Annotated in this window: 27 protein-coding genes and 1 pseudogene; 15 read left to right on the top strand and 13 right to left on the bottom strand. The window is 70.1% G+C overall.

What is annotated here, in order from left to right; genetic code table 11:
- Window positions 1-5 precede the first annotated feature (5 nt).
- Entirely contained in the window at window positions 6-443 is a 438-nt protein-coding gene (locus tag ACZ6EJ_RS02285) for a hypothetical protein (protein WP_469263909.1), read from the bottom strand.
- Window positions 440-730, bottom strand: a complete 291-nt coding sequence (locus ACZ6EJ_RS02280; RefSeq protein ID WP_469263907.1) for a hypothetical protein — start codon at window positions 728-730, stop codon at window positions 440-442. The genes ACZ6EJ_RS02285 and ACZ6EJ_RS02280 overlap by 4 nt, the downstream gene beginning before the upstream one ends.
- 107 nt (window positions 731-837) lie before the next feature.
- Here ACZ6EJ_RS02280 and ACZ6EJ_RS02275 point away from each other — a divergent pair, with 107 nt between their 5' ends.
- The 3 genes from ACZ6EJ_RS02275 to ACZ6EJ_RS02265 are packed head-to-tail and all read left to right on the top strand — an operon-like array spanning window position 838 to window position 2106.
- Window positions 838-1674, top strand: coding sequence for a helix-turn-helix domain-containing protein (locus tag ACZ6EJ_RS02275; RefSeq protein ID WP_469263905.1), 837 nt, complete (start codon window positions 838-840; stop codon window positions 1672-1674).
- Window positions 1671-1880 carry a DUF397 domain-containing protein gene (locus tag ACZ6EJ_RS02270; protein WP_469263903.1) on the top strand — a complete coding sequence of 70 codons (210 nt, stop codon included), beginning with the start codon at window positions 1671-1673 and terminating at the stop codon, window positions 1878-1880. Before ACZ6EJ_RS02275 ends, ACZ6EJ_RS02270 begins: the two co-directional genes overlap by 4 nt.
- 16 nt (window positions 1881-1896) lie before the next feature.
- Window positions 1897-2106, top strand: a complete 210-nt coding sequence (locus tag ACZ6EJ_RS02265; RefSeq protein WP_469263902.1) for a DUF397 domain-containing protein — start codon at window positions 1897-1899, stop codon at window positions 2104-2106.
- 244 nt (window positions 2107-2350) lie between these two features.
- Here the strand turns inward: ACZ6EJ_RS02265 and ACZ6EJ_RS02260 are convergent, their stop codons facing one another.
- The 3 genes from ACZ6EJ_RS02260 to ACZ6EJ_RS02250 form a co-directional block, all read right to left on the bottom strand.
- Window positions 2351-2644 (bottom strand): hypothetical protein, encoded by a 294-nt coding sequence (locus ACZ6EJ_RS02260; RefSeq protein WP_469263901.1) that lies wholly within the window; start codon window positions 2642-2644, stop codon window positions 2351-2353.
- Between the two features lie 85 nt (window positions 2645-2729).
- Window positions 2730-2921 carry a hypothetical protein gene (locus ACZ6EJ_RS02255; protein WP_469263900.1) on the bottom strand — a complete coding sequence of 64 codons (192 nt, stop codon included), beginning with the start codon at window positions 2919-2921 and terminating at the stop codon, window positions 2730-2732.
- Window positions 2922-3348: 427 nt separating this feature from the next.
- Complete coding sequence (locus ACZ6EJ_RS02250) at window positions 3349-4905, bottom strand: MFS transporter (protein ID WP_469263899.1); 1557 nt, start codon at window positions 4903-4905, stop codon at window positions 3349-3351.
- A gap of 103 nt (window positions 4906-5008) precedes the next feature.
- Here ACZ6EJ_RS02250 and ACZ6EJ_RS02245 point away from each other — a divergent pair, with 103 nt between their 5' ends.
- The 3 genes from ACZ6EJ_RS02245 to ACZ6EJ_RS02235 are packed head-to-tail and all read left to right on the top strand — an operon-like array spanning window position 5009 to window position 6319.
- Window positions 5009-5899: a helix-turn-helix transcriptional regulator gene (locus tag ACZ6EJ_RS02245; protein WP_469263898.1), complete on the top strand. Its 891-nt coding sequence runs from the start codon at window positions 5009-5011 to the stop codon at window positions 5897-5899.
- Window positions 5900-5958: 59 nt separating this feature from the next.
- Window positions 5959-6093, top strand: coding sequence for a DUF397 domain-containing protein (locus tag ACZ6EJ_RS02240; RefSeq protein WP_469263897.1), 135 nt, complete (start codon window positions 5959-5961; stop codon window positions 6091-6093).
- Window positions 6094-6109: 16 nt separating this feature from the next.
- On the top strand, window positions 6110-6319 hold the full coding sequence (locus tag ACZ6EJ_RS02235) for a DUF397 domain-containing protein (protein ID WP_469263896.1): 210 nt from the start codon (window positions 6110-6112) through the stop codon (window positions 6317-6319).
- A 371-nt stretch (window positions 6320-6690) separates the two neighbouring features.
- Here ACZ6EJ_RS02235 and ACZ6EJ_RS02230 read toward each other — a convergent pair whose 3' ends face one another.
- From ACZ6EJ_RS02230 to ACZ6EJ_RS02215, 4 genes and pseudogenes are all read right to left on the bottom strand, one after another.
- Window positions 6691-8898 (bottom strand): permease, encoded by a 2208-nt coding sequence (locus ACZ6EJ_RS02230; protein WP_469263894.1) that lies wholly within the window; start codon window positions 8896-8898, stop codon window positions 6691-6693.
- A complete protein-coding gene (locus ACZ6EJ_RS02225) occupies window positions 8895-9587 on the bottom strand; it encodes an ABC transporter ATP-binding protein (protein ID WP_469263893.1) in 693 nt (230 codons plus the stop codon). Before ACZ6EJ_RS02225 ends, ACZ6EJ_RS02230 begins: the two co-directional genes overlap by 4 nt.
- Window positions 9588-9699: 112 nt before the next feature.
- Window positions 9700-10044 (bottom strand): hypothetical protein, encoded by a 345-nt coding sequence (locus ACZ6EJ_RS02220; protein WP_469263892.1) that lies wholly within the window; start codon window positions 10042-10044, stop codon window positions 9700-9702.
- 333 nt (window positions 10045-10377) lie between these two features.
- Window positions 10378-10985, bottom strand: a pseudogene (locus tag ACZ6EJ_RS02215) (IS5 family transposase); the annotation flags it as partial.
- A gap of 171 nt (window positions 10986-11156) precedes the next feature.
- On the opposite strand from ACZ6EJ_RS02215, the gene ACZ6EJ_RS02210 reads away from it, so the two are divergent.
- A complete protein-coding gene (locus ACZ6EJ_RS02210) occupies window positions 11157-11822 on the top strand; it encodes a hypothetical protein (RefSeq protein WP_469263891.1) in 666 nt (221 codons plus the stop codon).
- A 698-nt stretch (window positions 11823-12520) separates the two neighbouring features.
- Here ACZ6EJ_RS02210 and ACZ6EJ_RS02205 read toward each other — a convergent pair.
- Window positions 12521-13078, bottom strand: a complete 558-nt coding sequence (locus tag ACZ6EJ_RS02205; RefSeq protein WP_469263889.1) for a TetR/AcrR family transcriptional regulator — start codon at window positions 13076-13078, stop codon at window positions 12521-12523.
- A 106-nt stretch (window positions 13079-13184) separates the two neighbouring features.
- On the opposite strand from ACZ6EJ_RS02205, the gene ACZ6EJ_RS02200 reads away from it, so the two are divergent.
- Window positions 13185-14102: an NmrA/HSCARG family protein gene (locus ACZ6EJ_RS02200; protein ID WP_469263888.1), complete on the top strand. Its 918-nt coding sequence runs from the start codon at window positions 13185-13187 to the stop codon at window positions 14100-14102.
- A gap of 136 nt (window positions 14103-14238) precedes the next feature.
- Here the strand turns inward: ACZ6EJ_RS02200 and ACZ6EJ_RS02195 are convergent, their stop codons facing one another.
- Window positions 14239-14652, bottom strand: a complete 414-nt coding sequence (locus ACZ6EJ_RS02195) for a hypothetical protein (RefSeq protein WP_469263887.1) — start codon at window positions 14650-14652, stop codon at window positions 14239-14241.
- Between the two features lie 214 nt (window positions 14653-14866).
- Entirely contained in the window at window positions 14867-15502 is a 636-nt protein-coding gene (locus ACZ6EJ_RS02190; RefSeq protein ID WP_469263885.1) for a hypothetical protein, read from the bottom strand.
- Between the two features lie 309 nt (window positions 15503-15811).
- On the opposite strand from ACZ6EJ_RS02190, the gene ACZ6EJ_RS02185 reads away from it, so the two are divergent.
- From ACZ6EJ_RS02185 to ACZ6EJ_RS02175, 3 genes are all read left to right on the top strand, one after another.
- The gene (locus tag ACZ6EJ_RS02185; RefSeq protein ID WP_469263884.1) at window positions 15812-16834 is read left to right on the top strand and encodes a hypothetical protein; all 1023 of its coding nucleotides are present in this window, start codon (window positions 15812-15814) and stop codon (window positions 16832-16834) included.
- 82 nt (window positions 16835-16916) lie between these two features.
- Window positions 16917-18143, top strand: a complete 1227-nt coding sequence (locus ACZ6EJ_RS02180; RefSeq protein ID WP_469263882.1) for an MAC/perforin domain-containing protein — start codon at window positions 16917-16919, stop codon at window positions 18141-18143.
- 204 nt (window positions 18144-18347) lie between these two features.
- Window positions 18348-19163, top strand: a complete 816-nt coding sequence (locus tag ACZ6EJ_RS02175; RefSeq protein ID WP_469263880.1) for an HAD family hydrolase — start codon at window positions 18348-18350, stop codon at window positions 19161-19163.
- 34 nt (window positions 19164-19197) lie between these two features.
- On the opposite strand, the gene ACZ6EJ_RS02170 is transcribed toward ACZ6EJ_RS02175, so the two are convergent.
- The gene (locus ACZ6EJ_RS02170) at window positions 19198-21561 is read right to left on the bottom strand and encodes an ATP-binding SpoIIE family protein phosphatase (RefSeq protein WP_469263878.1); all 2364 of its coding nucleotides are present in this window, start codon (window positions 21559-21561) and stop codon (window positions 19198-19200) included.
- A 426-nt stretch (window positions 21562-21987) separates the two neighbouring features.
- Between ACZ6EJ_RS02170 and ACZ6EJ_RS02165 the strand changes: the two genes are divergently transcribed.
- From ACZ6EJ_RS02165 to ACZ6EJ_RS02150, 4 genes are all read left to right on the top strand, one after another.
- Complete coding sequence (locus ACZ6EJ_RS02165; RefSeq protein ID WP_469263876.1) at window positions 21988-22506, top strand: toxin-antitoxin system HicB family antitoxin; 519 nt, start codon at window positions 21988-21990, stop codon at window positions 22504-22506.
- 76 nt (window positions 22507-22582) lie between these two features.
- On the top strand, window positions 22583-23425 hold the full coding sequence (locus ACZ6EJ_RS02160; protein WP_469263875.1) for a DUF4097 family beta strand repeat-containing protein: 843 nt from the start codon (window positions 22583-22585) through the stop codon (window positions 23423-23425).
- Window positions 23426-23763: 338 nt separating this feature from the next.
- Window positions 23764-24828, top strand: coding sequence for an ATP-binding cassette domain-containing protein (locus ACZ6EJ_RS02155; protein ID WP_469263873.1), 1065 nt, complete (start codon window positions 23764-23766; stop codon window positions 24826-24828).
- Entirely contained in the window at window positions 24825-25616 is a 792-nt protein-coding gene (locus ACZ6EJ_RS02150) for an ABC transporter permease (protein WP_469263871.1), read from the top strand. Before ACZ6EJ_RS02155 ends, ACZ6EJ_RS02150 begins: the two co-directional genes overlap by 4 nt.
- Window positions 25617-25849 lie beyond the last annotated feature (233 nt).

The raw sequence follows: 25849 nt of genomic DNA, 5'->3' as shown, positions 1-25849 counted from the left end.
GGGGCTCATCCTTGCCGGTCGGGAACGAGGGGGGTACGGGCTGCCGCGCAGAAGGCGTCCACCGGGGGCGCCGCGGTCAGGGGGCGCAGGACGAGCCCGTACCAGGCGGTGGCGTCGCGGGCGACGAACTCGTACGGCAGGCCGTCCGCGAGCCGCAGCAGCGCGTAGTCGTGTTCGCGGAAGCTGTCCACCCAGAGGCGGAGTTCGGCCGGTGCGTCGCGGTGGGGCCCGGTGACCGGGTGCAGCGCGCGGGGCGGGAGCCACGGGCTGGTGTACGGGTCGGGGTCCAGCGCGTCCGCGAGCCGCCGCGCCTGCCGCCGCAGCCACCGGAGCGCGAGCCGCCGCGTGGGGGCGATGGTCCCGCCGAGCCGGACGGACCGCGCCGCGTCGCCGCCGCGGCTCTCCGCCGCGTACCAACGGCCCTCCGGCCGCCGCGCGTTCACAGGACCTCGCCCCGGCTGCGGGCGTTGAGCCGGGCGATCCTGGCTCGCAGTTGCTCTATGACCAGCGCGGGGCGGACGCGGTGCGGTTCGGCCTCCCACTCGATCCCACCGCCGACGGGGCGGAGCGACCAGTAGGGGCCGGCGACCCCCCGGAACTCCGCCACGCGGTCGTTCCGGCCGGTGTCGACCACGAGGGCGCCGAGGGCCGGGGCAAAGGGGGGCGGGGGGCCGGGAATCGGGGGGTCGGGAGGTTCCTGCGCGTTCGGACAAGCGTTCTCGCCGTACACCTATCGCTTCTCTCCGTAGTCATTCCACTACCAAGCGGGCTCAGCGTGTCCTAACGTGAAACGCCATTCAACTTGTCGATCCGGCACGGAAGATCGGTGAACGGTACGTGAATCGCAAGGAGTTAAATCCGGAGGCATCGCCGCAGGCGGCCCTCGGCGCACGTCTGCGCAGGATGCGGGAGGGACGGGGGTGGACGCAGGAGGATTTCGCCGGGAGGGCGGGGTACTCCAGCACGCACGTCTCGTCGGTCGAAACTGGCCGCAAGGTTGCGACCTTGCGTTTCGCGCGGGGTGCCGACCGGGCCTTCGGGATCAAGGACACCCCGGAGTCGTTCGAGCGCGAGGTGCGCGAGATCAAGCACGGCAGCCTGCTGGAGGGCTTCCCCGAGTTCCAGAACTACGAGCGCCGGGCGGCGGAGATCCGGCTGTACGAGGTCGGCGTGATACCGGGACTGCTCCAGACGAAGGAGTACGCAACGGCGCTGGCCGAGAGCGCGGTCCGGCGCGGGGCCATCACCCCGGAGCAGGCGGCGGAACGGATCGCGCTCGTCGAGGAACGCCAGGCGACACTGTTCCGGAAGAACCCGCCGCTGGTCTTCGCACTGCTGGACGAGAGCTGCCTCCTGCGCCCCGTGGGCGGGAAGAAGGTGATGGAGGCGCAGTTGGACCGGCTGCTGGAGTTCGCCGAGCTGCCCAACACCGTGCTCCAGGTGGTTCCGTTCTCCATGGGGGAGCACCGCCCGTTCGATCTGCCGCTCTACATCCTCACGATGCCGGACCGCTCGGTGATGTCGTACGCCGAATCCGCCCAACAGGGCTATCTGGAGCGGGAAAGTACCGTCGTCGTGCCTCTGCTGACCGCCTACCATCAGATGCAGGCCGTAGCCCCCTCCCAGGCGGCCTCCGTAGACAAGATCTGGCAGTTGCGAAAGGGCACCCTGTGACAACCGAAACCCCCCGCTGGTACACCTCCTCGTACAGCAACAACGGCGGTGCTTGCGTCGAGGTCGCCACCAACCTCGCCGCCCCGAACGGCGTCGTGCCGGTCCGCGACTCCAAGGACGTGAGCGGTCCCGTCCTCAACGTCCGCGCCGGTGCGTTCAGCTCGTTCGTCATGGGTATCAAGTCGGGTGAGCTGCACCGCTCGTAGTCACGAAGGGAACTCCATGACGACCGACTCCCCCCGCTGGTTCACGTCCTCGTACAGCGACAACGGCGGCCAGTGCGTCGAGGTCGCCACCAACCTCGCCGCGCCGAACGGCGTCGTCCCCGTCCGCGACTCCAAGAACACGGGCGGCCCGGTCCTCAACCTGGCCACCACCGCGTTCGACTCCTTCGTCGCGGGCGTCCGGGCGGGAGAATTCGGCACCGTCTGAACAGCGAGAAGCCCCACCGCCCGTGCGGTGGGGCTTCTCGCTGCCCGTCGACGGGCGGGGGCTCGCCGGGGGATGCCGCCGGTCCGGTGGGGCGGTGGACCGGAGGCCGGTGGGGTGGAAGGCGGTGGAGCCCGCAGCGGGCACCGGAGAAGGTGCGCGACCATCCGGCACACGACCCCCGTCCGCCGGTCACGGGCGTACGGCTGTCCGCGCGCCGCAGTCGAGCCTGCCTCGAAAGGCCCGGTCAGAAGTCCCAGAACCTCATTCCGGGGTACTTGGCCCGGTACTCGAACGCGTTGGTGACGTAGATGATGGACGAGCAGGACCCACGGGTCCCGCCGAGCGGGTTCTTGCACCTCTCGCCGACGGCGGTTCCGGACAGCAGCCCGTGTGCGCGGGCCTTGCCGCTGACCGCGTAGGAAGAGACCGGTCCGCCGCTGCCGCCGGACCCGGCCATGTTCCGTCCGGCCCGCTGCGTCACCTCGTCGACGAGCCGAACGGCCCCGCCGATGTCCTTGTACATGTGCTTCCCGATCACGCCCAGGCACACGTCTCCGGTCAGTGAACCGCTGGCGCGCACCTCCTGGCCGGGGAGAAGCCCCGATGTACGTCCTGCACCGGTTTCAGGTGCTGGTTGTCGTCGTCACCGGCGTGGAACCCGTCATGACGACCGGCTTGGAGAGTTCGGTGGTGTGGATCAGGATGTACGCGGCATCGTGCAGGACGTCCGTATCCGTCACCATGCCGACCCGCTTGGAGCGCGTCCCGTTGCAGATGGTGTCGCCGTATCCGCTGACCCAGTGCTGACTTGTCATCAGGCGTTGCCGGTTGAGGTGATGCACGGCGAACCCGGCCGTACACGTCCCCTTGGGCGTCTTGATGCACGACCCTCCGACCCACGGGTTCGAGTCGTCCCTGCGCGTCCACGTGGGAGTGCCCGCCTCCATCCCCTTCAGGACGACCGGAATCCCACCCGTCAGGCTCTCGGGTGTGCCGCTCGCATCGGCCCCGGCAGGGGTGGGGGGACGCCGTGGGCTCGATCTCGACGGCGAGCGCGTTGCCGTCGACGCTGGGCCCCGCGCCGGTGGCCCCAACTCGTCAAGCGGTACCGCGAGAGCCTCGAAGAGCTGTATTCCCGTATCGCCGCACAGGGGGCGCACGAACTCGGGGGAGGGGGCAGGCCGCTCGCGGCACGCTCCCTCCCCCGACCGTCTGCCGGTGCGGTCCCGGCAGCCATTCCCGCTATCGAACGCCTGCTCCTTCGTTGCTGTCCGAAGCCTCCGCCTCCGTCGCGGCCTGCTTCGGGCCATCGCCGTTCGGGTCGGCGTCCTTCTCGTCGTCCAGGACCTTCGGAACCCAGCGCAGGGTGAGGATGGCGAGGACGAGATGGAGGAGGCCGGCCGCGACGGCGACGATCTGGAGACCGGTGACGAAGGCGTCCTTCGCCCGGCCGATCACCGCGGGCGCGAGACCGGGGAGGTCGATCGTCTCGCCGAAGGTACCGGCGAGGTCGGGGCCCTGCAGTCGGAAGATGAGGACGGACAGCGAGCCGAGGAGCGCGATACCGAGAGCGTTGCCGATCTCGTTGCTGGTCTCGGCGATCGCGGCCGCGGAGCCGGCCCGCTCGGAGGGGACCGCGGCGACGGCGGTCTCGGCGACGAGGCTGAACGAGATGCCGTAGCCGACGCCCGCGAGAACCGTGGACGCGACATACCAGCCCACCCCGCCGGAGGAGGCGATGGGCAGGAGCAGGAGCAGACCGGTGGCGATGAACAGGTGACACGTGATGAGCGCCGACCGCTTGCCGATGCGCGCGACCAGCATGGGCGTCACGATGCACGTGACGGTGAGAAGCAGGGCCCCAGGGACCGAGAAGAGGGCGGCCCGCAGGACGGAGATCCCCAGAACGGACTGGAGGTAGACGCCCGACAGGTAGGCGGTCGCCGACCATGCGGCAAGCGGCAGAAGCCCGGTGACGATCGCGATGGTGAAGACCCGGTCCCGGAAGAGGCTGAGGTCGATCAGCGGTTCGTCGAGCGTGAGCTGCCGCCGGATGAACCACGCCAGGATGACCAGTCCGACCAGGCCCAGCAGCAGGGTGATCAGGGAGAATTCCTCCGCTGCCATGTGCTTGACGGAGTAGATGGTCAGCAGGAGGCCGACGACGGACTGCACGACGCTCAGGACGTCGACACTGCCCGTCCGCGTGGCCTTCACCTCACGGAGCAGGACCGGCGCGAGCGCCAGGAACAGCACGAGGATCGGAAGGTTGACCAGGAAGACCGAGCCCCACCAGAAGTGACTCAGCAGCTGCCCACCGACAGCCGGCCCGATCGCGAAACCTGCGGCGAATGCGGCAGCGAAGATCCCGATCGCCTGTGCCCGCTTCTGCGGGTCGACGAAGAGTTCGCTGAGCACCGCGAGCGCCGAGGGCAGCAGCGTCGCCCCGGCCAGGCCCATGAGCGCCCGGAAGGTGATGAGCATTTCCGGGCTTGACGCGAACGCCGCTCCCAGCGAGGCGAGACCGAACAGCGTGACACCGATCATCAGCAGCCTCAGCCGACCGTACCGGTCACCGATGTTGCCGAAGGCGATGAGCAGGGAGCCCACGACGAATCCGTAGATGTCCAGTGTCCACAGCGCCTGGTCGGCGGTGGGCGACAGGGCTTCCGTGACCTTCGGCATGGCCAGGAACAGCACCGAGCCGTCCATCGCGACCAGCAGAACAGGGCCGAGGATCACCGCCAGGCCCAGCCACGCCCGCAGACCTGGCTTGGGGGTATCAGTCGTCTTGGTCATGCGCACGAGCATGGGATTCCCCGGGGCGGGCAACCAGGCCCATGCCGGGGGTACACCCCACAGGGATACCCAGCTTCCGTTGTGCCCTCCTAGACTCGAAGCCATGGAAGTGGAGAGCCTGGGGACATTCCTCAAGACCCGCCGAGCTCGGGTCACGCCGGCTCACATCGGACTCCGCACCTTCGGCACCACCCGCCGTGTTCCCGGTCTGCGACGCGAGGAGCTGGCCCAGGTCGCCGGGGTGAGTGTCGGCTACTACACCCGTCTGGAGCAGGATCAGGCGGGCACGGCCTCCGCGCAGGTTCTCAACGCGCTGGCCCGCATTCTCCAGCTCGACCCGGCAGAGACTGCTCATCTGCACAACCTCGCGCTGAAACGGGCCGCCCCACGCATGGTCCGTCACCAGCACGAGCAGCTGCATCCGCGCGTAGTCGCGCTTCTGGCCTCCCTGGGCCAGAACACGCCGGCCATCGTCCTCGGCCGCCGGGGTGACGTCCTGGCGTGGAACCGCACCGGGCACGCCCTCTTTGCGGAGCACGTCGACTTCGACGCGCAGCATGACGCCGTGCGGAGGCCGTCGATACCGCGGATGTTCTTCCTCGACTCCCATACGCGCGCGCTGCATGAGAACTGGGACGAACTGGCACGCATCCACGTGGCGTTCCTTCGGTTCACCGCGGGCCGGTATCCCGATGATCGTCGGCTGGCCGAGCTCATCGGCGAACTGGTCATGCGCAGCGACGACTTCGCCAAGCTCTGGGCCGCGGGCGATGTCGCCGAATGCACCGTGGGCACCATGCATCTGCAGCACCCGACGGTCGGCAGGGTGAGCGTCGACTACCAGGTCTGGCTCCAACCCGACAGCCGCGACCACCGGTTGGAGATCTACACGGCCAACGACGGCCCTTCCGCCGACGCGCTGCGCCTGCTGTCCAGCCAGGTCGTGGAGCAGGAGCGCCTTCTTCCCGAGCCCGCCTCCTCGGAAGCGCCCTGACGCACGGTGTGGTTCACCCTGGGCCCCTCGCGGGCGGGTTTCGCCCCTGAGGTCCGGGCGTGACGCGCGGCTCGCAGGGCGTCGTGCCGGTCCGCGACTCCGAGGACGTGGGCGGTCCCGTCCTCAGCGTCCGCGCCGGTGCGTTCAGCTCGTTCGTCATGGGTATCAAGTCGGGTGAGCTGCACCGCTCGTAGCCACGAAGGGAACCCCATGACGACCGACTCCCCCCGCTGGTTCACGTCCTCGTACAGCGAAAACGGCGGCCAGTGCGTCGAGGTCGCCACCAACCTCGCCGCCCCGAACGGCGTCGTCCCCGTCCGCGACTCCAAGAACACGGGCGGCCCGGTCCTCAACCTGGCCACCACCGCGTTCGACTCCTTCGTCGCGGGCGTCCGGGCGGGAGAGTTCGGCACCGTCTGAACAGCGAGAAGCCCCACCGCACGGGCGGTGGGGCTTCTCGCTGTTCGGCGGAGGCGATGGGGCGGAGGCGGTGGGGCGGAGCCAGGGACTCGACCGCACGACGGGCGGGGGCCGGGGGGGGTGACTGCGCGGCCGACGGGGATCCGGGGGCCTCGGTCCGGCCGGCGGGGTCCGGAAGCCGCAGTCCGGCCGGCGGGGGCCGGGGCTGCGGGTCCGGCCGCCCCTGAGCGGGGCGGCGGCGTACGGGCGACGCCTTGGGGTGCTGCGCCCGCAGGTGCGGGGGCCCTTGGGCGGGCCGGTGCGTGCGGCGGCGGCAGGGGCTGGGACGCGCCCCCTCGGCGCCGGTCCATGTCCGTGGTGAGGCGTCGGCGTCAATCCGCCGTCGGCTGCCACTGCTGAGCGGCACGCATCGCTGTGCGTGCCCCCAAGGCTCCGACCAACACCGTCAGCAGGACGCATCCGACCGTGGCCGCACCAAGGACGCCCCAGGAAAAGGTTCCCTCTTGCACCATGGCGATGAAGAACAGGGAATGCCAGGCGGTGATGGCAGCGGACATCGCGGTCGAGATCAATAGAGGGATGGTCAAGTGCCAGAAGACCACTGATCTGAAAATGCCCTGGGTGCCGGTCAGGACTGCAAGGGGTGACAACACTTGCCGAATCCTCACGAATTCCGCAGCGGTACTCAGCGCGGCGGTCAGGAGCAGGAGGACAAGTCCCACAGAACCGAAGAGCAAGGTCCAGTTGTTCATGCGGTCCTTGTTCGCGGCGCCGACAAGCCACGCCTCACCCGGTGATTCAACATTCACCGCCGGCACCAGTGCGTACGCCGCTTCTTCGATCGCCGCTTGGTGGCCCGCGACTTCGGCAATGACGATGAGTGTGCCGTTGAGTTTATCGATGTCCAGTCCCGAGGGGGCGACCTGAGCCTGCAATCCTGGACCGTACCAACCAGAAATCGCCCCGACCCGGATATCGCTGCTCGTGGCCTCCTCCGGCCGGGCAGAGCACGGGAGGCTCAACGACCGCAGCGCAGTACACGTTCCCTGGACGAGAACCGACTGTTCCTCGGGAAATGCTTTCAGGGCGAGAAGGTGGGACCCTGCTGGGAGCGAACGGGCGAGAGCCTCAACCGCCGATGCCGTGAGATCGCGACTCTGAATGCTGACCACTCTGTCCCCCAGTCGGGCCTCAGAGGCGCGTGCCACGGCAGCGTTCTCACCGAGTCGGCTGTTCCATACCTGGATCTGACAGACGAGCCCGATACCGATGACCATGGCGAGCGCCAGGCGAACGATGACACCGGGGTGTGCGACAGTCCATCGCCCGCCGATCAACGCTCCTGGACGCCCGGTCCGGAACCCGCCTTCGGCGATCAAGCGGCCCAGCCCACGGCAGGCGGTCACGGCTACGGAAGGCAGCAGTGCCCACATCACCACGGTCCCGATGGCGAAGACGACGAGGCCGGGAACGTTCCTGACGTACTGACTGAGTACGACAGCGGCAATGCCCATGCCACACCCGACCAGTCGCCAACGGGGAACTTTCGAGGAGAACGATCGGGGCCTGGTGGCGGCTGCGCCAAGGTCCACCCGGTGGAGAAGGACGACGGCGGCGAGAGAGATCACGAAGGAGACCATCAGCGCGGCGGCCATCGCAGGCCACGCCGAACGCACGTCGGCGCTGTCGAGCAGGTAGCCCGTGGGCGGAATCCTGATGTCCCTCGACAATGCCACGGCCATGGGGAGCGTGGCCAGGGCTGTTCCGACCGCGATCGGAAGGGCGGCCTCCCCCGTGTTGACCACCGTGCGATGCCACCACGACGCACCCAGCGCTTGGAGCAGGTTGCTGCGGCGGTCCCGTGTGCTCGAACCGATGCGCGAGGCGACGACCAGGAGAGCTACCGCCGGAACCCCGGTCATCGCACCCAGGGCGAGCAGCACCTGGGAAAGGGGGCGGCCGTACAGGACTTCCCCCATCGGGTAGGGCCGACCGAATCCAGTCGTGTGGAACCATGACTCCTTTTGACTGGCACGGGGTGGCTGCGAGGGCCTGACGTACGCAAGGCGCTCGGAGGGGGAGACCAGCCCGGCCTTGGAAATCATGCCGACGTGACGTCCGTAGCGGCTGCTGATCTGCTCGCTCTCGCCCTGGCGGGCCAGTTCTGGGGAGAGCATCACCTCACCGGGCGCCGGCCAACGGGCGAGGCCCGGCGGAGGCTGTGCGTCGGATCGCAGAGGAACGATATAGACCACGGTGTGCTGGACCTCGCCGACCGCGTCGAACGCCTCCCTCCACAGCGCCACGGCATCCTGTTGGCGATCGGTGATCATCGGTCCCCGCGCCTGGTTGCGTGCGGCTCGCCCGTCGTAGGTGGCAGAGGCGACGGCCATACCCAGTACGACCAGTGCGACCGCCACCGCGGCAGTGAGCAGAGCCCAGAAACGCAGTCGGTCGCCTGGACGGCCCCGCCCGGCCGCGAACCCGACACGCAACAACTGCCCCCACAGCGGCCCACCGGGTGTGGGCGGACGGGTGGGCGCCTCGGCCTGTCGCTTGCTTTCAGTGACTGCGCTCACGGATTGACACCGTCCAAAGTCCCCGCCAGGAGACCGGCTTCGAGCTGTCGTGTGCATCCGGCGCGCGCGGCCACCGCGGGATCGTGTGTGACGACCAGCAGAGCGCAACCCCGCTCTCGGGAGACGGCGAACAGGAGATCGGCCACGGCCTCGCGGGCTACGGGGTCCAGCGCCCCGGTCGGCTCATCGGCGAGGAGGACACGCGGCTCGGTGATCAGAGCCCGGGCGACGGCCGCCCGCTGGCGTTCTCCGCCCGAGAGCATTCCGGTCGGCGTGCCTTCATCCGGTACGCCCAGCTCCATCAGCAGTTCGGCTGCACGCTTGTAAGCGCCACGATGCTCGCCACCACCCAGGAGTACCGGCAGAGCGACATTCTCCACCGGGGTGAGTTCAGGCAGCAGTTCACCGAACTGGAAGACTACGCCGATGTACTCGCGGCGGACTTGCGCCAACCGCCGAGCTGGTAACCCGGTCAGCTCTCGTCCGTCGACCCTGATCGATCCGCTGTCCGGTCTGATCAACCCGAGGATGCACATCAGCAGTGTCGACTTGCCTGAGCCGCTCGGTCCTGTGATCGCCATGGACTCACCCGGCTGGACGTCGAGGTCGACTCCGTCCAGCAGAACACGTTCGCCCAGCCGATGGCAGAGGCCGTCCACCTGCAGACCGCTCGATTTTCCGGCTGTCAATTTCGTAGGCTCCTTTTTCCTCACCCCGGCGTCGGGATGAGACAGTGTGCAAATGCCACCGCCGGGTCGACCATCGAGTGGCCGACCCGGCAGGGTAGATCGCCGTCAACGATCAGGGAGCAACCCATCCCGAGCAGTCGTCAGGCGAGCCGTAGTTCTCGTCACACGCCTGGAACTTTATGATCCGGGACCCGGTTCCGGACTCGACTCTCGTGCTGGGTCCGCTGTGATTCCACAGGGTTCTCTTGGTGCCGGCACTGGCCTGGCGGTAGTACTCCGCCTTGCCCGGGTCTCCGTCCGAGCTGCCGTCGTAGACGGAGATCTTGCCGTCGTCACCCTCCCACGGCGCCGTCGCGGAGACGCCACCGCCTTTCGCGGTGAGAGCCATCGCGCTGCCTGTAGGAATCACGAGACCGACGACAAGCACAGTTCCCACGACGAACTTCATTCGTGACATGCCATTCCCTTCTTTGACTACGAAAGGCCGCTCTCAGCCCCAGGCAATCATTGATCGATCAAGCTGTCACCACAAGAGGGGAATCGCGCCAGGCAGCAACGGGAAAGCGCCGTTGTTCCATGAGATCGCCCCGACCCACAGCGAGGCAAGATAGAGAGCGCCCCCGCGATGGCGCTACAGGCTTTTCGCCGATGTGTGCGCCGGCTCAGCAAGAGGTGCGGCACACATCAGGCCCTGTTGACGTGCGGACGGGTTGGTCCACTGGCTGACGATTCAGTATCAGCCGACATACGCTTCCCCCGCCGAGGTTGCCGGCCCGGCCGGTGTCTGGGTGATCCCACGTCGGCGTAGCCATCGACGCGGGTGGTCGTAGTCGTAGCCCTTGTCCGCGTGCAGTTTGGCGGGGCGCCGCCGTCGCGGTCCGCGGCGGGATCGGATCGGCGGGATACCGCGGACGAGAGGCTCGAGGGCCTGACTGTCGTGGAGGTTCGCGCCGGAGATCCCGATCGAGAGGGGCAGACCCGTACGCTCCGTGATCACGTGGGCCTTCGAGCCCTTCTTGCCCCGATCGACAGGGTTCGGACCTGTCAGCTCTCCCCTTTCAGGGCCCGCATGTTCACCGAGTCGATCACACAGCGGGGCCAGCCCAGCTCGCCCCGCCTGCCCAGTTCGTCCATGACCCAGACAGTGCAGCTTGGCCCACACCCGTGCTGTGCTCCACTCGGCGAACCGGCGGTGGGCCGTCGGCCCCGAAGGCCCGAACGACGAGGCAACTGCCGCCATGTACACCCCGACGTGGCCACGAAGATGATCGCAGCGAACACCTCACGGTCTCCGTACCGACGGCGACCAACGCCCTGCGGCCGAGACGAAGCAGGCGGCACCACCCGCTCGAGCAGCTCCCACAACTCATCCGGCACAAGACACTCAACGATCCCCACGACGCCAGACTGTCGAACAGCCCAGATGAGACCACTTCTTAATGCCCCATAAGGTAGATCACCCTCAATCAACCTCAAGAAAAAGCTTTTACCCGGCGCGACTGTCAGCAATGATGAGATAACTGTGCACAGGCCAACCCAACAAGGGGCGGTAAGAAGGAGGGATGCCTTGTGGGCATCAAGATAAACGGAGCCTTGTGTTCCGTAGTCGCATTCGCTGTAGTGTCCGGTGTTGCTGCGGCGCCTGCTTTCGCCCAGCCTTCGACGGCCGCCTCAGCCGACGAGCCGGCACCCGTCAATACCGCTCCCCCGGAAGAGCCCGAGGAAACCGACCTCGTGGAGAACCCGGAGCCTGAACCGGAACCTACATTCAAGCCAGAAAAGCCTCCGGTCGACACCCCGGATGCCGAATACTGTTCTCCGAGAAATGTCTACACACCGCAGACCAAGGGCAAGACGTACCACACGGGAGTCGGTCCGACGAACTCCAACTACAACGGCACGTCACGCACAGCGCGCTCGACCTTCGTTTCAGAGGTCACCGGCGAGGTGGGGGTGAGCGTCACTGCCGGGCTGTCGGGCAGCGTCGCCGCCATGATCGCGCAGATCGAGGGCAAGTACGAGGTCAACCTCAGCGCAAAACTTACCGCGAAACTCGGCAACTCTATCGCGGTCGACACTCCCCCGAAGAAGACGACGAACGCCAAGTATGGCGTCTACCGCCTCAAGAACACCGGCGTCAGCTACAAGATCTACAGCAACTGCCAAAACTCAACAAAAAAGACCATCACCAGTTATACCCCACTGAAGGTCGGTTGGTACTTGTGGGAAAACTGATCCCCCTCAAGTCCCGGACCGCTCGCCTGGGTCTGCCCTCGCTGACCCTCGCAGCCGCGCTGTGCGTCACCTCTTGCACGGATGGCGCGGACAGCACGACGAAAGCGAGGGAGGGGTCCCGCTCCACCAAGCCGGTTGAGACAGGTACACCCAGGGCGGAACACATCTCAGGGGAGTCGGTCTCGGTTGCCCCGAAGCCCGTTCAGGATGGGGCCGTCCTGCTCTCCGTCGCCGCCAGAAACGGTAACGCACAACTGCCTCTTCCCAAGAAAATGGGTGTCGGCCTCCTGGCCATCCAGGTCAATTGCCAGGGTGCGGGCACGTTGGAAGTGTCCGTAGACCCGGTGGGCATGTCCTTCCCCCTTGAATGCGTGCAGAACGAAGTGAGCAGCACCTACAACGAGATTCACCTCAAGAGGGGCCGAGACGAGGGAAGCGTGCGCGTTACAGCCCCTTCCGGTGTCCGCTGGGCCCTGACCGTCGAGCAATAGACGCTCACGCGGTGTTCCAGCGACCGCAGACCGAATAGTGAGTGGCCTCCCTTCCCGGATGGTTCCGGGAAGGGAGGCCAGCTCTTGTATGGGGTCAGCCAGGGCGGTCAACTGGTCCGGCGTGTCCGGCACATCACGCAGCTCAGGGCGCGGGGCGCGGGGCGCGGCGTATCGGTGCGGGGCGCGGGCGTGCAGCGCGTTCCGGGGTCAGGGGCGTACGCCGTCGAGGGCCAGGTGCAGCAGGCGGCGCGCGGCCGGCGGATCGTCCTCCGTGACCAGGGAGACCGCCTCCACCAGGGTGAGCAGGTCCTCCGGGGCGATGCCCGGCCGGACGGCGGCCACCGACAGGGCGCGGTCCAGCAGCACCGCCGTCGCCCCGCGCATCACCACGTGACACGCCTCGTCGGTCAACGCGTCGTCGTCCGCCGCGTCGGCGAGCCACGCGGCCAGACCGCGGGTGCTCGCGGCGCAGACCGCCAACTCCTCCAGCCAGGTGACGAGCCCCGTGCGGGGGTCGCCCTCCGCCAACTCGGCGGCCCGCAGGCGCAGGCGCTCCACACTGTCCCGGAAGACCTCTTCGAGCAGCGCGCGCCGGGACGGGAAGTGCCGGTGCAAGGTGGCGGAGCCGACGCCGGCCTCACGGGCGACCTTCTCCAGGGAGACCTGCGCTCCGTCGCGGGCGACGAGGGCCGAGGCCGTCGCGACGAGCCGTTCGTGGTTGCGCTGCCAGTCCGTCCGCTGCGGCCTGACCTCGTGTTTCACCACCTGCGCTCCCTTTCGCTCCAGACCCTCTTCGACAAACGGAGGGGCACCCCATATCGTAGCCGACGGAAAACGGGGTGGTACCCCACTTAAGCCGGGAGGCACAGCCATGTCCGCTTCATCACCGTTCGTCCTGGTCACCGGAGCGACCGGCAAACAAGGGGGCGCGGTGTTCCGTGCGCTGCACGCCTCCGGCGCCCCGGTCCGCGCCCTCGTGCGAGACCCGCACGCCGAACGCGCCGCCGCCCTCCGCGACCTGGGCGCCACCCTCGTACGCGGCGACCTCGACGACGCCGCGTCGCTCCGGGCCGCCCTCGACGGGGCCCGTGCCGTGTTCTCCGTACAGACGCCCGTCGTGACCGACCTGATGGGCGATGCCGAGGTCCGGCACGGGCGCAACCTCGTCGAGGCGGCCCGCGCGGCGGGCGTCGAGCACGTCGTGCACACCTCGGTCTCGGGGGCGGGGACCATCGACGTCGACGGCTTCGACGAGACCCGCTGGGGCGCGCACATGGGGCACTACTGGCGCAGCAAGGCCGCGGTCGAGGACGCCGTGCGCACCGCGGGCCTCCCCCGGTGGACGATCCTGCGGCCGGCCACGTTCATGGAGAACTTCGTCCGCCCGTCGCCCTACTTCCCCGACCCGGCGTCCAACCGCCTCCTCGTCGCCGTCGACCTCGACGCCCCGCTCTCCTTCGTGGCGGTCGCCGACATCGGAACGGCCGCCGCCGCGGCGTTCGCGGACCCCGAGCGCTTCCACGGCGTCGAGCTCGAACTCGCCGGCGACGTCCAGAGCTTCCGCTCGATCGCCCAGACCCTGTCCCACGTCCTCGGCACCGCCGTAGAACTCCCCGCCGACCCGGAAGAGGCCCGCGCCCAGGGCCTGATGACCGAGCTGTACCAGGCGCAACGGCACATGAGCGCCTACCCGGCGCCGGCCCGTCCCGCGTTCGCGGAGGCGGCGGGCATCACGACGACGACGTTCGCGGAATGGGCGCGGACCGCGCCGCGCCGGCCCGGCGCCTGATGCAGCGCCGTAACGGGCGGTCGGAGCTCCTGTGCGCGGGCGGACCGGACACGGCCGGAACCGCGAGCGACGGCGTGAACGGCACCTGAAGGGCGACCGGGAGGCCGCACGTGCCGGTCCGGCGGCGACGGCCGGGTCAGGGCTCCTCGCCGTCCGTCCCGACGGTCCGCTTCTTCTGGAAGGGGGCCTTGTCCTGGCCGATCCTCGGATCGATCTCGTACCAGTCGTTCTTTCGTGCGCTGTGCTTCCCCGCGGCGACGATGGCCAGACCTTCCTCGCGGAGGTAGTAGAAGATCGTGGCCGTGCCCTCCTTTCCCCGCTTCCCCTTGCTGATGTGCCGTACCTGCACGTCCTGGCCCTCTTCGTTGACGCAGTTCGCGCTGGGGTTGCCTCCGCCGACGGCCGCTCCGGCCGTCGCCTTCTTCACCTGCTTCTCGTCGGCCTCCGTCCAGTTCTTCCCCACCGCGTAGAGCTCGTCGGCTAGTTCCTCGTGCCGGGCGGGGTCGTAGTACCTGTCGCCGAAACGATGCACCTTCTTCTTCGGGGTCATGCCGTCCTCCTTCCGGTAGGGGGCGACGGCGGCGCTCGGCCGCGGCGCGGTCGGCGCGGGCGTACACACCACTGTCCTCACGCCTCTCGGGGCGGCGCAGGAAAGCACCCGCCGGACGGGTGAACCCTCTCCCGGCCTCCCCGCCGTCAGGAGCGACCGTCCGGGCCGGCAGGGACGACGGGGGCGGCGCTCGGCCCGGTCGGCGGCAGGCCTCTCAGGAGTCCTCCTTGAGCAGCGCCCGCCACCTGCCCCCGGTCTCGTAGTACGCGGCGCCCTTCGCCTGGTACTCCTGGAACGTGGGGTCCCAGGTCTTCGACGTGGGACCCTGCACCTCGCCGAGCTGGGGCCACTGGTGCTCCACGTACGTGTAGTCGAAGTAGGCCAGCCCGGCCAGCTCGCGTCCGAAGACCCGGAGCCGCCCCCGCGTCGTGTCGTAGACGTTGCCCGTGGTCCGCGGTGACGCGAGGAAGAACTTCTGCCGGGTGTGCACGCCGCCGAGCACCCAGGCGTCGTTCACCAGGATCGACCAGTTGTGTGATTTCAGCACGCCACCGGGGCCGAACTTCTTGGTGGCCTCGTGCATGGTCCAGAAGTTGTTCTTCACGTCCGGGTCGATGCCGCTTCCGTCGAGGTCGGGCGGCTGGTTCGTGATCCGCAGACTGCCGATGATCAGGCCGATGAAATCGGACTTCCTGCTCGCCCTCACCACGGCGTCGTAGACGCCCCAGGCCACCGTGACGGCCTCGTCGGAAAAGGCGTCCTTCCCGTCCCAGGTGCGGTCGAGCTCCGCCTCCTGGTACATCCGCTGAACATCCCGCGCGGCCTTCTTGAACTGGCTCTTGGTGAACATGTCGTTCTCCCTCCATCCTCGACGCGACGGATGCGGCCCCTTCCAGCAGACCACGGGTCCTGGGCGCAGGGCGTTCGGCGACCGCCGGAAGGGGGACCCCCGCCGAGACGGCCGCGCCCGCTCCGTTCCCGGCCCTCGGGAGCCGCTGCCGGCGCCCGGCCATCCCGGTGGCGAACGGCATGGGGAGCCCGCAATCTGGTGGACAGTGGCCGTCACGCGTTCCGCGGCCCCCGGTCCCCGCGCGCGGGGACGGTCGGGCGCCGAAGCGGGCGGATTGCCGATCGGGGGGACGGACCGAGGAGCAGCGCCATGGGCGAGAGCGTCAACGTCACCTTCCACAAGGGACTCAAGCCGAGCGATACGAGGAACCGCGATATCGAGGACGACTGGAAACTCAACCGGGTTCGGAACGACCTCGAGAACATCGGCTTCCTCCCTCGCGACAGCGGCGACGAGGTGGCCTACCGCTTCGTCAATCCCAACGCCAAGGACGTCACGAGGGGGCAGGCGGTCGTCTCCAGGGACCTGGAGGAGGCCGTCGACCTCAAGTACGTCCTCCTCTCCACCAACGTCCTGCTCACCAACGTGAAGGCGACGCGCACCGACTGGGTCGGGATCAGCAAGGACTGGTTGCAGCAGGGAAGACTGGCCGTGCGGATACGGCTGAACGAGAACGATCAGAGCGCCAGGGACCAGAACAAGCGGGTCGGCGCGTACCGGCCGCTCCTGCTGTCCAACGTCGTGCCCACGAGCACCAAAGTCATCGGGGCCTACACCAACCTCTGCGTGGTGGTCGCCGACAGCGTGGTGACGTTCGACATCAGCTCCAAGACGAAACTCGGCTTCGAGTTCACCATCCGCCCCGAGCAGGGGGACCCCATCGCTTCCAGCCTGTACCTGTGCGACCCGAAGGACCAGGAGCACTGGGTGACCGGCTCCCTCGGGCGGTACCAGTCGGTCCAGAAGACCATCCAGATCACCGGGCAGGGAGCGAAGCCGCCCAAGGACGAGATCCTGGCCCTCCAGAAGGTGGTGTTCACCTCCAGGGCGGTCACGGCCTACAGGGACGCGAACGGCACCTACCCGCCCGGACGGATCCCCCTCGACGCGAAGCCCACCGGCATGATCCCCGAAGGCTCGACGAAGCCGGGCAAGCCGACGCCCGGAGCCGGGTCCGATCAGACCTTCGGATGGATCGCCGACGTGCAGACGGACCCGTGGGACCAAGCCCTGGGCCAGGTCGTCGTCTACTTCTTCGTCTTCAAGGACTGGAAGACCGCCCAGGCGGTCATCGAGGGCTACAACACCCCTCCCCCCGACTCCTGGATGTGACCCACGGGCGGACCGGAGAAGCGGCGGAGGGGTGCTCCCGGCCGGTCCGCTCCCCACCGACCGCAGCAGAGAGGAAGACGTCGTGACCCTGACCCTGACCACGGTGAGGAACACGCGCGGCGCGAGCAAGTCGCTCCAGCTCGACCATGAGAGCAAGCTCACGCAGGCCCGGAACAAGCTCGAAGAAGACGGAATCATGTGGGAGGAGGCCGATTTCCTCGTCAACGACTCCCCGGTGGCCAGGGGCTCCGAGGAGAAGACCACGGTGTCGGAGATCATCGACGCGGACGAGGACAACACCATCTACGTCGGAAAGGTGCGGGAGAAGTCGCTCGACGACCCGGACGCGCCCAAGTACTGGAACCTGACGGACGCCCAGAAATGGGAACTCCTCGCGGGCATAGGCGTCCTGCGCGGGCGCACGCTGAGCAGGACAGGGCTGAAGAAGACCTTCCGTGACGTCTGCACCTGGAGCGAGTTGCCCCTCCACAACCGGCCCGACGTGAGCACGGAGAAGGCGACCACGTACACGTTCTCGGAGTTCACGAGCCATCTGGAGGTCTCCGGGGTGCAGTCCGCCTCCGTATCGCTCTCGGTGCCCTTCGGCGACGCCAAGGCGGAGTACGAGCACGAGAAGAAGCAGTCCCAGGGCCAGAGGAAGGTCTCGGAGCGGCTGGTCAACCGGTTCGTGGTCCGCAAGGTCATCCTCAAGCAGTACCTGGAGAAGATGATCCCGGCGCCGGACTTCGTGACGAAGGTCGCTGAGGCCAGCACGTTCCAGGGGACCCCGACGGAGGACAACTACAGGAACCTCGTCGCCGTACTGAACGACTGGGGCTTCTACGTGCCGACGCTGTTCACGCTCGGCGGACTCGTGTACGCGACGGAGACCACCGAGATCGAGGAGTTCTCCCAGGCCGAGACGGAGCGGAAGGACTTCGGCGCGTCCGTCTCCGCGACGTTCAAAGGCGTCGGCGGCGGCGCGAACTACAAGCAGGCCGAGGAGAAGAACAGCACGAAGTCGGGTTCGAAGAAGTACCAGAACATCACCCTGCAATCGATCGGGGGAATGGCCATCAGCTCGCACGAGGACTACACGAGCTGGGCGGAATCGCTGAACGGACCCGGCAACTGGGCCATCAACGAGTACACCGAGATGCTCCCCTCCCTCGTCGTCCTCAGGAACGGTGGGGACAGAGGCAGATTCGCAGTGCAGGACGCGATATTCGTGCTCCAGACGTTCTCCGCCAAGGAGTACAACTACGTGCACATCGGCAAGTACGTGAACAAGGTCCAGTCGCTCGTATGACTCCTTCGTTCGCATGACTCCTTCGTTCGGATCGGGGTCCGGTGTTCGAGGTCCGCGGACCGGGGCGCGGTGGGGCGATGGCCTTGGGCCGGCCGGGTGTCCGAGGGCGTCGCGGCCGACTGCCGCCGCGCCAGGAGGCAGCCTCCCTTACCGCAGTCCCCCCGCGTGGGCAAGCGGCCGTACGGGGCCTTCTAGGGTGGGGCCATGCCCACGCTTCCCGCCTACGCCCTCGTCGCCACCGACCTGGACGGCACCCTGCTGCGCCCGGACAACACCGTCAGCGCCCGGTCCCGCGCCGCGCTCGCCCTCGCCGCCGCCGCGGGCGCCCGGCATCTCGTCGTCACCGGGCGTCCCGTGCCCGGCATCCGGGCGCTGCTCGCGGACCTCGCGTACACCGGGCCCGTCGTGTGCGGGCAGGGGACCCAGCTCTACGAGGCCGAGGCCGGGGGCGGGCGGCTGCTGCGGTCCGTCGTGCTGGACCCGGAGGCGGCCGAGACCGCGCTGGGCAAGATCGAGGCGGAGGTCGGGGCGGTGTTCGCCGCCGTGGACCAGGACGGGGTGGACGGCCTGACCCTCATCGAGGCCGGATACCGGATGCCCAACGTGACGCTCCCCGCCCAGCGCGTGGACTCCCGCGACGCGTTGTGGGAGCGACCGGTGATCAAGGTGCTCGTCCGCCACCCGGAGCTGGGCGACGACGCGCTGGCCGCCGCCGCCCGCGGGGTGGTGGGCGACCTGGCGACGGTCACCATGGCGGGGCCCGGCACGGTCGAGCTGGCCCCGCGCGGGGTGGACAAGGGCACGGGGCTCGCGCTCGCCGCCGAGCTGCTGGGGATCGGGGCGGAGCGGACGATCGCGTTCGGGGACATGCCGAACGACCTGCCGATGTTCCGCCGCTCGGGCCACCGGGTGGCGATGGGCAACGCGCACCCGGAGCTGCGCGCGGCGGCCGACGAGGTGGCGCTGTCGAACGCGGAGGACGGCGTCGCGGCGGTGCTGGAGCGGTTGTTCGGCGGCTGAGGCGGCTGAGGCGGGGCGGCTGAGGCGGGGCGGGTCAGCCCTTCTCGCTCGGGTCGTTCCCTTTGCCGGTGTGCGCCTCTTCGTCGGTGTGCGCGTCCTTGCCGGTGTGCGCCTCTTCGTCGGTGTGCTCGTCCTTGCCGGTGCGCGCCTCTTCGTCGGTGTGCTCGTCTTCGCCGGTGTGCCCCTCGCTTCGGTCGCCCTCCTCTTCGGCGGGCTTCTCGCTCCGCTCCCCCGTGTTCCTCTCGTCCTCCGGGAGGTCCTGTTCGGTCCACAGCACCTTGCCCTCCGGGCCGTGCCGGGCTCCCCAGTGGTCGGCGAGCCGGGAGACGATGAACAGGCCGCGGCCGCCCTCGTCGACCGTTCCCGCGTGGCGCAGGTGCGGGGCGGCGGAGCTGCCGTCGTGGACCTCGCAGGTGAGCGCGGAGTCCAGCAGCAGGCGCAGCCGCAGCGGCGGGGTGCCGTAGCGGACGGCGTTGGTGACCAGTTCGCTGACGATCAGCTCCGTCGCCTCGATGGTGTCCGGGTCGATCCCCCACTCCGTGAGCCGCTCCCGTACGAGGCGGCGGGCCGTGGCGGGCGTCGTGGAGTCCTGCTCCAGGTCCCAGGTCGCCGAGCGGTGTTCGGAGATCGTGCCCGTACGGGCCAGGAGCAGCGCCGCGCCGGCGCAGCGGGCGTCGTCCGGCAGCTCGTAGACGATGTCGTCGCCCATCTGCTGGAGGCTGCGGCCCCTGCGGGCGAGGGCGTGCGCGATGTGCTGCGCCGCGTGGTCGACGGCGAGCAGGTCGGCCGTGCAGAACGCGAGGACGCTGCCCTCCTCCAGGGTGATCGCGGCGGGGGCGAACAGCGCGCTGTCGTCGGAGAAGAGGCCCGGCCCCTCCGGTACGTCGAAGGCGATCGCCTTCCCGTCCGGCCCGACGACCAGCGGCGCGGGGTGCCCGGCGCGGGCGACGGTGCAGGTGCGGGTGAACGGTTCGTAGACCCCGTACACGCAACCGGCGTGCAGCGGCTCGCTCTGGAGGGCGTCCCCGGGGGGCAGGGCGGCGCGTTCCTCGGCGAGCCGGTCGGCGCTCTCCTTGAGGCGGGCCAGGACCTCCTCGGGCTCCAGGTCGAGGCCCGCCAGGGCTTGGAGGACCGTCCGCAGTTGGCCCATGGCGATGGCGGACTGGAGCCCGTGCCCGGCGACGCCGCCGACCACCAGGGCGGTGCGCGCGCCGGAGAGGGCGATGGTGTCGTACCAGCAGCCGCTGTCCCGTCCGGGCAGCAGTACGTGGGCGGTGTCGACGGCGGCCTGGCGCCGCTCGGCCTGCGGGAGCAGCCGCCGTTGGACGGTGGAGGCGATGACGTGCTCGCGTTCGTAGCGGCGGGCGTTGTCGATGCTGAGGGCCCCGCGGGCGGCCGCGGCGGTGGCGAGGGAGAGGTCCTCCTCGTCGAACGGCCGGGAGGACTCGCAGCGGTAGAGGCTGACCAGCCCGAGGACCGCTCCGCGCTGGGTGAGCGGGACGACGATCATGGAGTGCGCGTCGGTCTCCGTGATGGCGCGCGCGCCTTCCGGGTCGGCCTCCAGCCAGGGCGTGTCGGAGCGGATCGGGACGAGCCGGGGCTGCAAGTCCCCGACGGCGAGCGCGTACGGCGTACGGGGGTGGAGGCGGCGGGTCGCCGACCGCCCCCGCGTCTCCTCCCCCACCGCCTGCCGGACGGTTCGGCACCGGCCGCTCGCCGCGCGGCGCAGCGGGGTCTCGGGCGGCAGCGGCCCCACCGGCGGGTCGGCCCCGCGCAGGACCTCGTCCACCACCTCGATGACGGCCAGGTCCGCGAAGTCCCGCACCAGGGCCTCGATGAAGCCCCGGCAGATGGCGCCGACCTCCAGGGTGCCGCCGACCGCGTCGCGCACCGCGGCGAGCGCGGCTTCGCGGGTCCGGGACTGCTCGCGCTCGGTGACGTCCACGACCGCTGCCAGTACGCCGAGGGGGGCGTCGTCGGGGCCGTCCAGCCGGTAGGCGGAGACCAGGAACACCCGGTCGCCGGGGATCTGCCGCAGCCTCCCGCGCACCAGGCGGTCGGGGACGGAGCCCTCGCCGGCGAGCACCGACGCGAAGACCCGCTCGACCTCCTCGGGGTCCTCCAGCCGGAAGACGTCGTGGAACCGGCGTCCGATCAGGTCGCCGGTGCCCACGCCCTCGACGCGGGAGTTGGCCCGTACGAGCCTCATCCGCTGGTCGAGCACGACGAGGGTGACCGCGGACTGGGCGAAGAGCATCCGCAGGAGCGCCTCGTCCAGGGCGTCCTCCGGCGTTCCGGACCCGGCCCTTCCGGGCCCGGCCGGGGTCTCGGCGTCCGACACGGCTCCACCCACCTCACGGCTCCGGCGCACCGGGTCGCCGGCGCGCCGGACCAGCATCACCCGCCTCCTGGGGACCGGCCACCGGTGCGCGGCAGAGGCGTGACGGCGGTGGGGGCGGGCGGGGGCGCACCCTGCGGGGCCGGCCGGACGGCCTGCCGCTGATCCTGGCGTGCTGCGCGTAGTCGGCCGAGGGGGGTGCGTGCGGCGCGTCCTGCCGGGACGCGACACGCATGGCACCGTTTGGCACCACATGGCGTCTCGCGTCACCAACAGCGGCACCGTCCGGCACATCACCCGTCGCGCCGTGGTGCCACATGGCATCACGTGGTGCCACGGAGTGGGGCGGGTGCCACTCCGCGGCACCGAGCGGCACCCCTATTTTTCGCCCCTTTACACAGGTCAGCAGCGCCTCCGCAGCGCCCGGCCCACTCCGCCTCCCCTTCGGGCTTGCATGTGGCACCACCGTGGTGCCATGATGGCGTCATGGACCTCACGCCTTACGTTGACACCCTCCGCCGCGAACTCGCGGTGGCCGCCGAGGCCGGCGGCGACGAAGCCCGCGAACTGGCCGAGCGGCTCACCGCCCCGCTGGAGTCGGCGGCCCGGCTGACCCTGCTCAACGTGCTCTCCGCCGCGATGGACGAGATCACCCGCGAGCTCGCCCCCGGCTCGGTCGACGTACGGCTGCGCGGGCTCGACCCCGACTTCGTGGTGACGCCGCCGCCGGGCGACGGCGTCACCGCGGCGGAGCCGTCCGCACCCGCCGAGGCGTTCCGGGCGTCGGCCCCGGCCGAGGGCGACGAGGGCGGCACCGCCCGCGTCAACCTGCGCCTGCCGGCCCACCTCAAGGCGCGCGCCGAGGAGGCCGCCGCCCACGAGGGCCTGTCGGTCAACGCGTGGCTGGTGCGCGCCGTGTCGGCCGCGGTCGACGGCGGGACACGACCGCGTACGACGGAGAAGGCCCGGTCCGTCGGCCAGAGCTTCACGGGCTGGGTGCGCTAGCCGCAACCCGCCCACCCCGCTCATCCATCACGTCCCCGACGGGGACGCCCCGAAGACCCACGAGGACGGAACAGCCATGCCTTCTTTCGACACGCCCGAAGCCATCTCGACCACCGCGCAGGTGGAGGCCGGGTCCATCCAGTTCACCGCCGCCGACCGCACCGACACCGTCGTCGAGGTCCGCCCCCGCGACCCCCGCAAGGACCTGGACGTGCGGGCGGCCGAGGACACCGAGGTGGCGTACGCCAACGGCGCCCTGACCATCAGGACGCCCAAGCCCAACCTGTTCGGCCGCGTCGGGGCCGTCGACGTGACGGTCGACCTGCCCACGGGCTCGCAGATCGACGTGGCCGGCGCGTGGACGCAGGTGCTCGGCGAGGGCCGGCTCGGCGAGGTCCGCGTGAAGACCTCGTCCGGGGACGTCCGCCTCGACACCACCGGCCCGCTGCACCTGAAGGCGTCGCACGGCTCGATCACCGTGGACCGGGTCGAGGGCAGGGCCGAGATCACCACCAGCTCGGGCAGCCTGCGCGTCGGCGTGGTGGACGGGCCCGCCGTCCTGAAGAACTCCCACGGCACCACGATCGTCGGGGCCGCCACCGGCGACCTGCGGGTCAGCGGCGCCAACGGCGACATCGAGATCCGGCGCGCCGAGAACTCGGTCGCCGCCACCACCGCCCACGGCACCCTGCGGGTGGGCGAAGTGGTGCGGGGGACCGTCCAGTTGGAGACCTCCTACGGTGCCATCGAGGTCGGCATCCGCGAGGGCACGGCCGCCTGGCTCGACGCCTCCGCGGGCTCCGGCCAGGTCCGCAACACCCTCACCGCCTCCGACGCCCCGGAGCAGGCCCAGGAGACCGTCGAGGTCCGGGCCCGCACCCGGCACGGCAACATCGACATCCGCCGCGCCAAGGTCTGAGCCCGCCCCGCGCGCACCACGGCGCGCGGCCCCCGCCCCACGCGACACCTCACGTGCCACCCCACGCGACACCCCCCGTACCGCCCAGGCGACACCCCGCGTGCCGCCCCGCGCGACACCCCCCGTACCGCCCAGGCGACACCTCGCGTGCCGCCCCGCGCACCACGGCGCGCGGCTCTCCGCGCCGCGCGCCCACCACGCAACGCCCCGCGCGGCCCGCCCCGCAACGCCCCACGCGGCCCTCGCACCCCACCCCGCAACGCGCCGCGCGGCCCTCGCGCCCCATCCCGCGCCCCGCCCCGCTCGCCATCCACTCCCGTCTCCGAACGGAGGACTCCATGGCTTCATCTGTCATGCCCACGTCCAATCGAGGCGTCGGCCACCCGTCGCCGTTCGCCGTCTCCGCCGCCGGCCTGCGCAAGTCGTACGGCGACAAGACCGTCCTCGACGGCATCGACCTGCGCATCCCTGCCGGGTCCGTCTTCGCCCTGCTCGGCCCGAACGGCGCGGGGAAGACCACCGCCGTGAAGATCCTCTCCACGCTCGTCGCCGCCGACGGCGGACAGGCCCAGGTCGCCGGCCACGACATCGCCACGTCACCGGGCGGGGTCCGGGCCGCGATCGGCGTCACCGGGCAGTTCTCCGCCGTCGACGGGCTGATCACCGGCGAGGAGAACATGCTGCTCATGGCGGACCTGCACCACCTCCCCAAGCGCGAGGGGCGGCGCGTCGCCGCCGAGCTGCTGGAGCGGTTCGACCTCACCGGCGCCGCGCACAAGCCCGCCCAGAGCTACTCCGGCGGCATGAAGCGCCGCCTCGACATCGCCATGACCCTCGTCGGGAACCCGCGGATCATCTTCCTCGACGAGCCGACCACCGGGCTCGACCCGCGCTCCCGCCACACCATGTGGCAGATCATCCGCGAGCTGGTCTCCGGAGGCGTCACCGTCTTCCTCACCACGCAGTACCTGGAGGAGGCCGACCAACTGGCCGACCGCATCGCCGTGCTCAACGACGGCCGCATCGCCGCCGAGGGCACCGCCGACGAGCTGAAGCGGCTCATCCCCGGCGGACACGTCCGCCTCCGCTTCTCCGACCCCGACGCCTACCGGGGCGCCGCCGACCTCCTGCGCGAGGTCACACGGGACGACGAGGCGCTCACCCTGCAGATCCCCAGCGGCGGCAGCCAGCGCGAGCTGCGCTCGCTCCTGGACGGACTGGACGCCGCCGGCGTCGAGGCGGACGAACTGACCGTGCACACCCCCGACCTGGACGACGTCTTCTTCGCCCTGACCGGCTCCGGAACCGTCCAGAGATCCGGCCCCGGCACCGGGGCGTCCGACCGGCACCCTCCCGCCTCCCCGACCGCACCCGCCGCCCCGTCCCAGGAGACAGCCCGATGAGCACCCTCGCCCTCGCCGTGCGCGACTCGTCCACGATGCTGCGCCGCAACCTGCTGCACGCCCGGCGCTACCCGTCCATGACACTGAACCTGCTGCTCAGCCCGGTCATCCTGCTGCTGCTCTTCGTCTACATCTTCGGCGACGTGATGAGCGCCGGGATCGGGGGCGGCGGCGCCGACCGGAGCAGGTACCTGGCGTACGTCGTCCCCGGCATCCTGATGCTGACCATCGGCGGCACCACGATCGGCAGCGCGGTGTCCGTCTCCACGGACATGACGGAGGGCATCATCGCCCGCTTCCGCACGATGGCGATCCACCGCGAGTCGGTGCTCATCGGGCACGTCGTCGGCAGCGTGCTCCAGTGCGTGATGAGCGTGGCCCTGGTCGGGGCGGTCGCCGTGGCGATCGGGTTCCGGTCCACGGACGCCACCGCCGCGGAATGGCTCCTCGCCCTCGGGCTGCTGGCGCTCGTCTCCCTGGCGCTCACCTGGATCGCGGTGGGGATGGGCCTGTCCAGCCCGAACGCGGAGGCCGCCAGCAACAACGCCATGCCGCTGATGATCCTGCCGCTGCTGTCCAGCGCCTTCGTGCCGGTCGACGCGATGCCGGGCTGGTTCCAGCCGATCGCCGAGTACCAGCCCTTCACCCCGGCCATCGAGACCCTGCGCGGCCTGCTGCTCGGCACCGAGATCGGCCACAGCGGGTGGCAGGCCGTCGCCTGGTGCCTGGCGCTCACCCTGCTCGGGGCCCTCTGGTCCAGGTCGCTGTTCAACCGCGACCCGAAGTAGCCGCGGCCACCCGGCCCCGGGGGCGGCGTACACCGGCACCCGCCGGCGTACGCCGCCCTCCCGGCCGTCCCGCGGCGGCGACCGGTCCGCCCGCGGGACGGCGGCGCGCCGGACGCTTGCCGGGGCCGCCGCACGACGCGGCCGGCGCGGGGGGGGGGGGGGGGGGGGGGGGGGGGGGTTTGTTGGTGGGGGCGGGGGGGGTGGGGGGGGTGGGGGGGGGGGGGGGTGGGGGC

The sequence above is a fragment of the Streptomyces sp. NPDC041970 genome, from assembly GCF_055588985.1.
The sequence above is the reverse complement of the archived record's forward strand: the minus strand, read 5'-3'. Positions and strand labels throughout refer to the sequence as shown.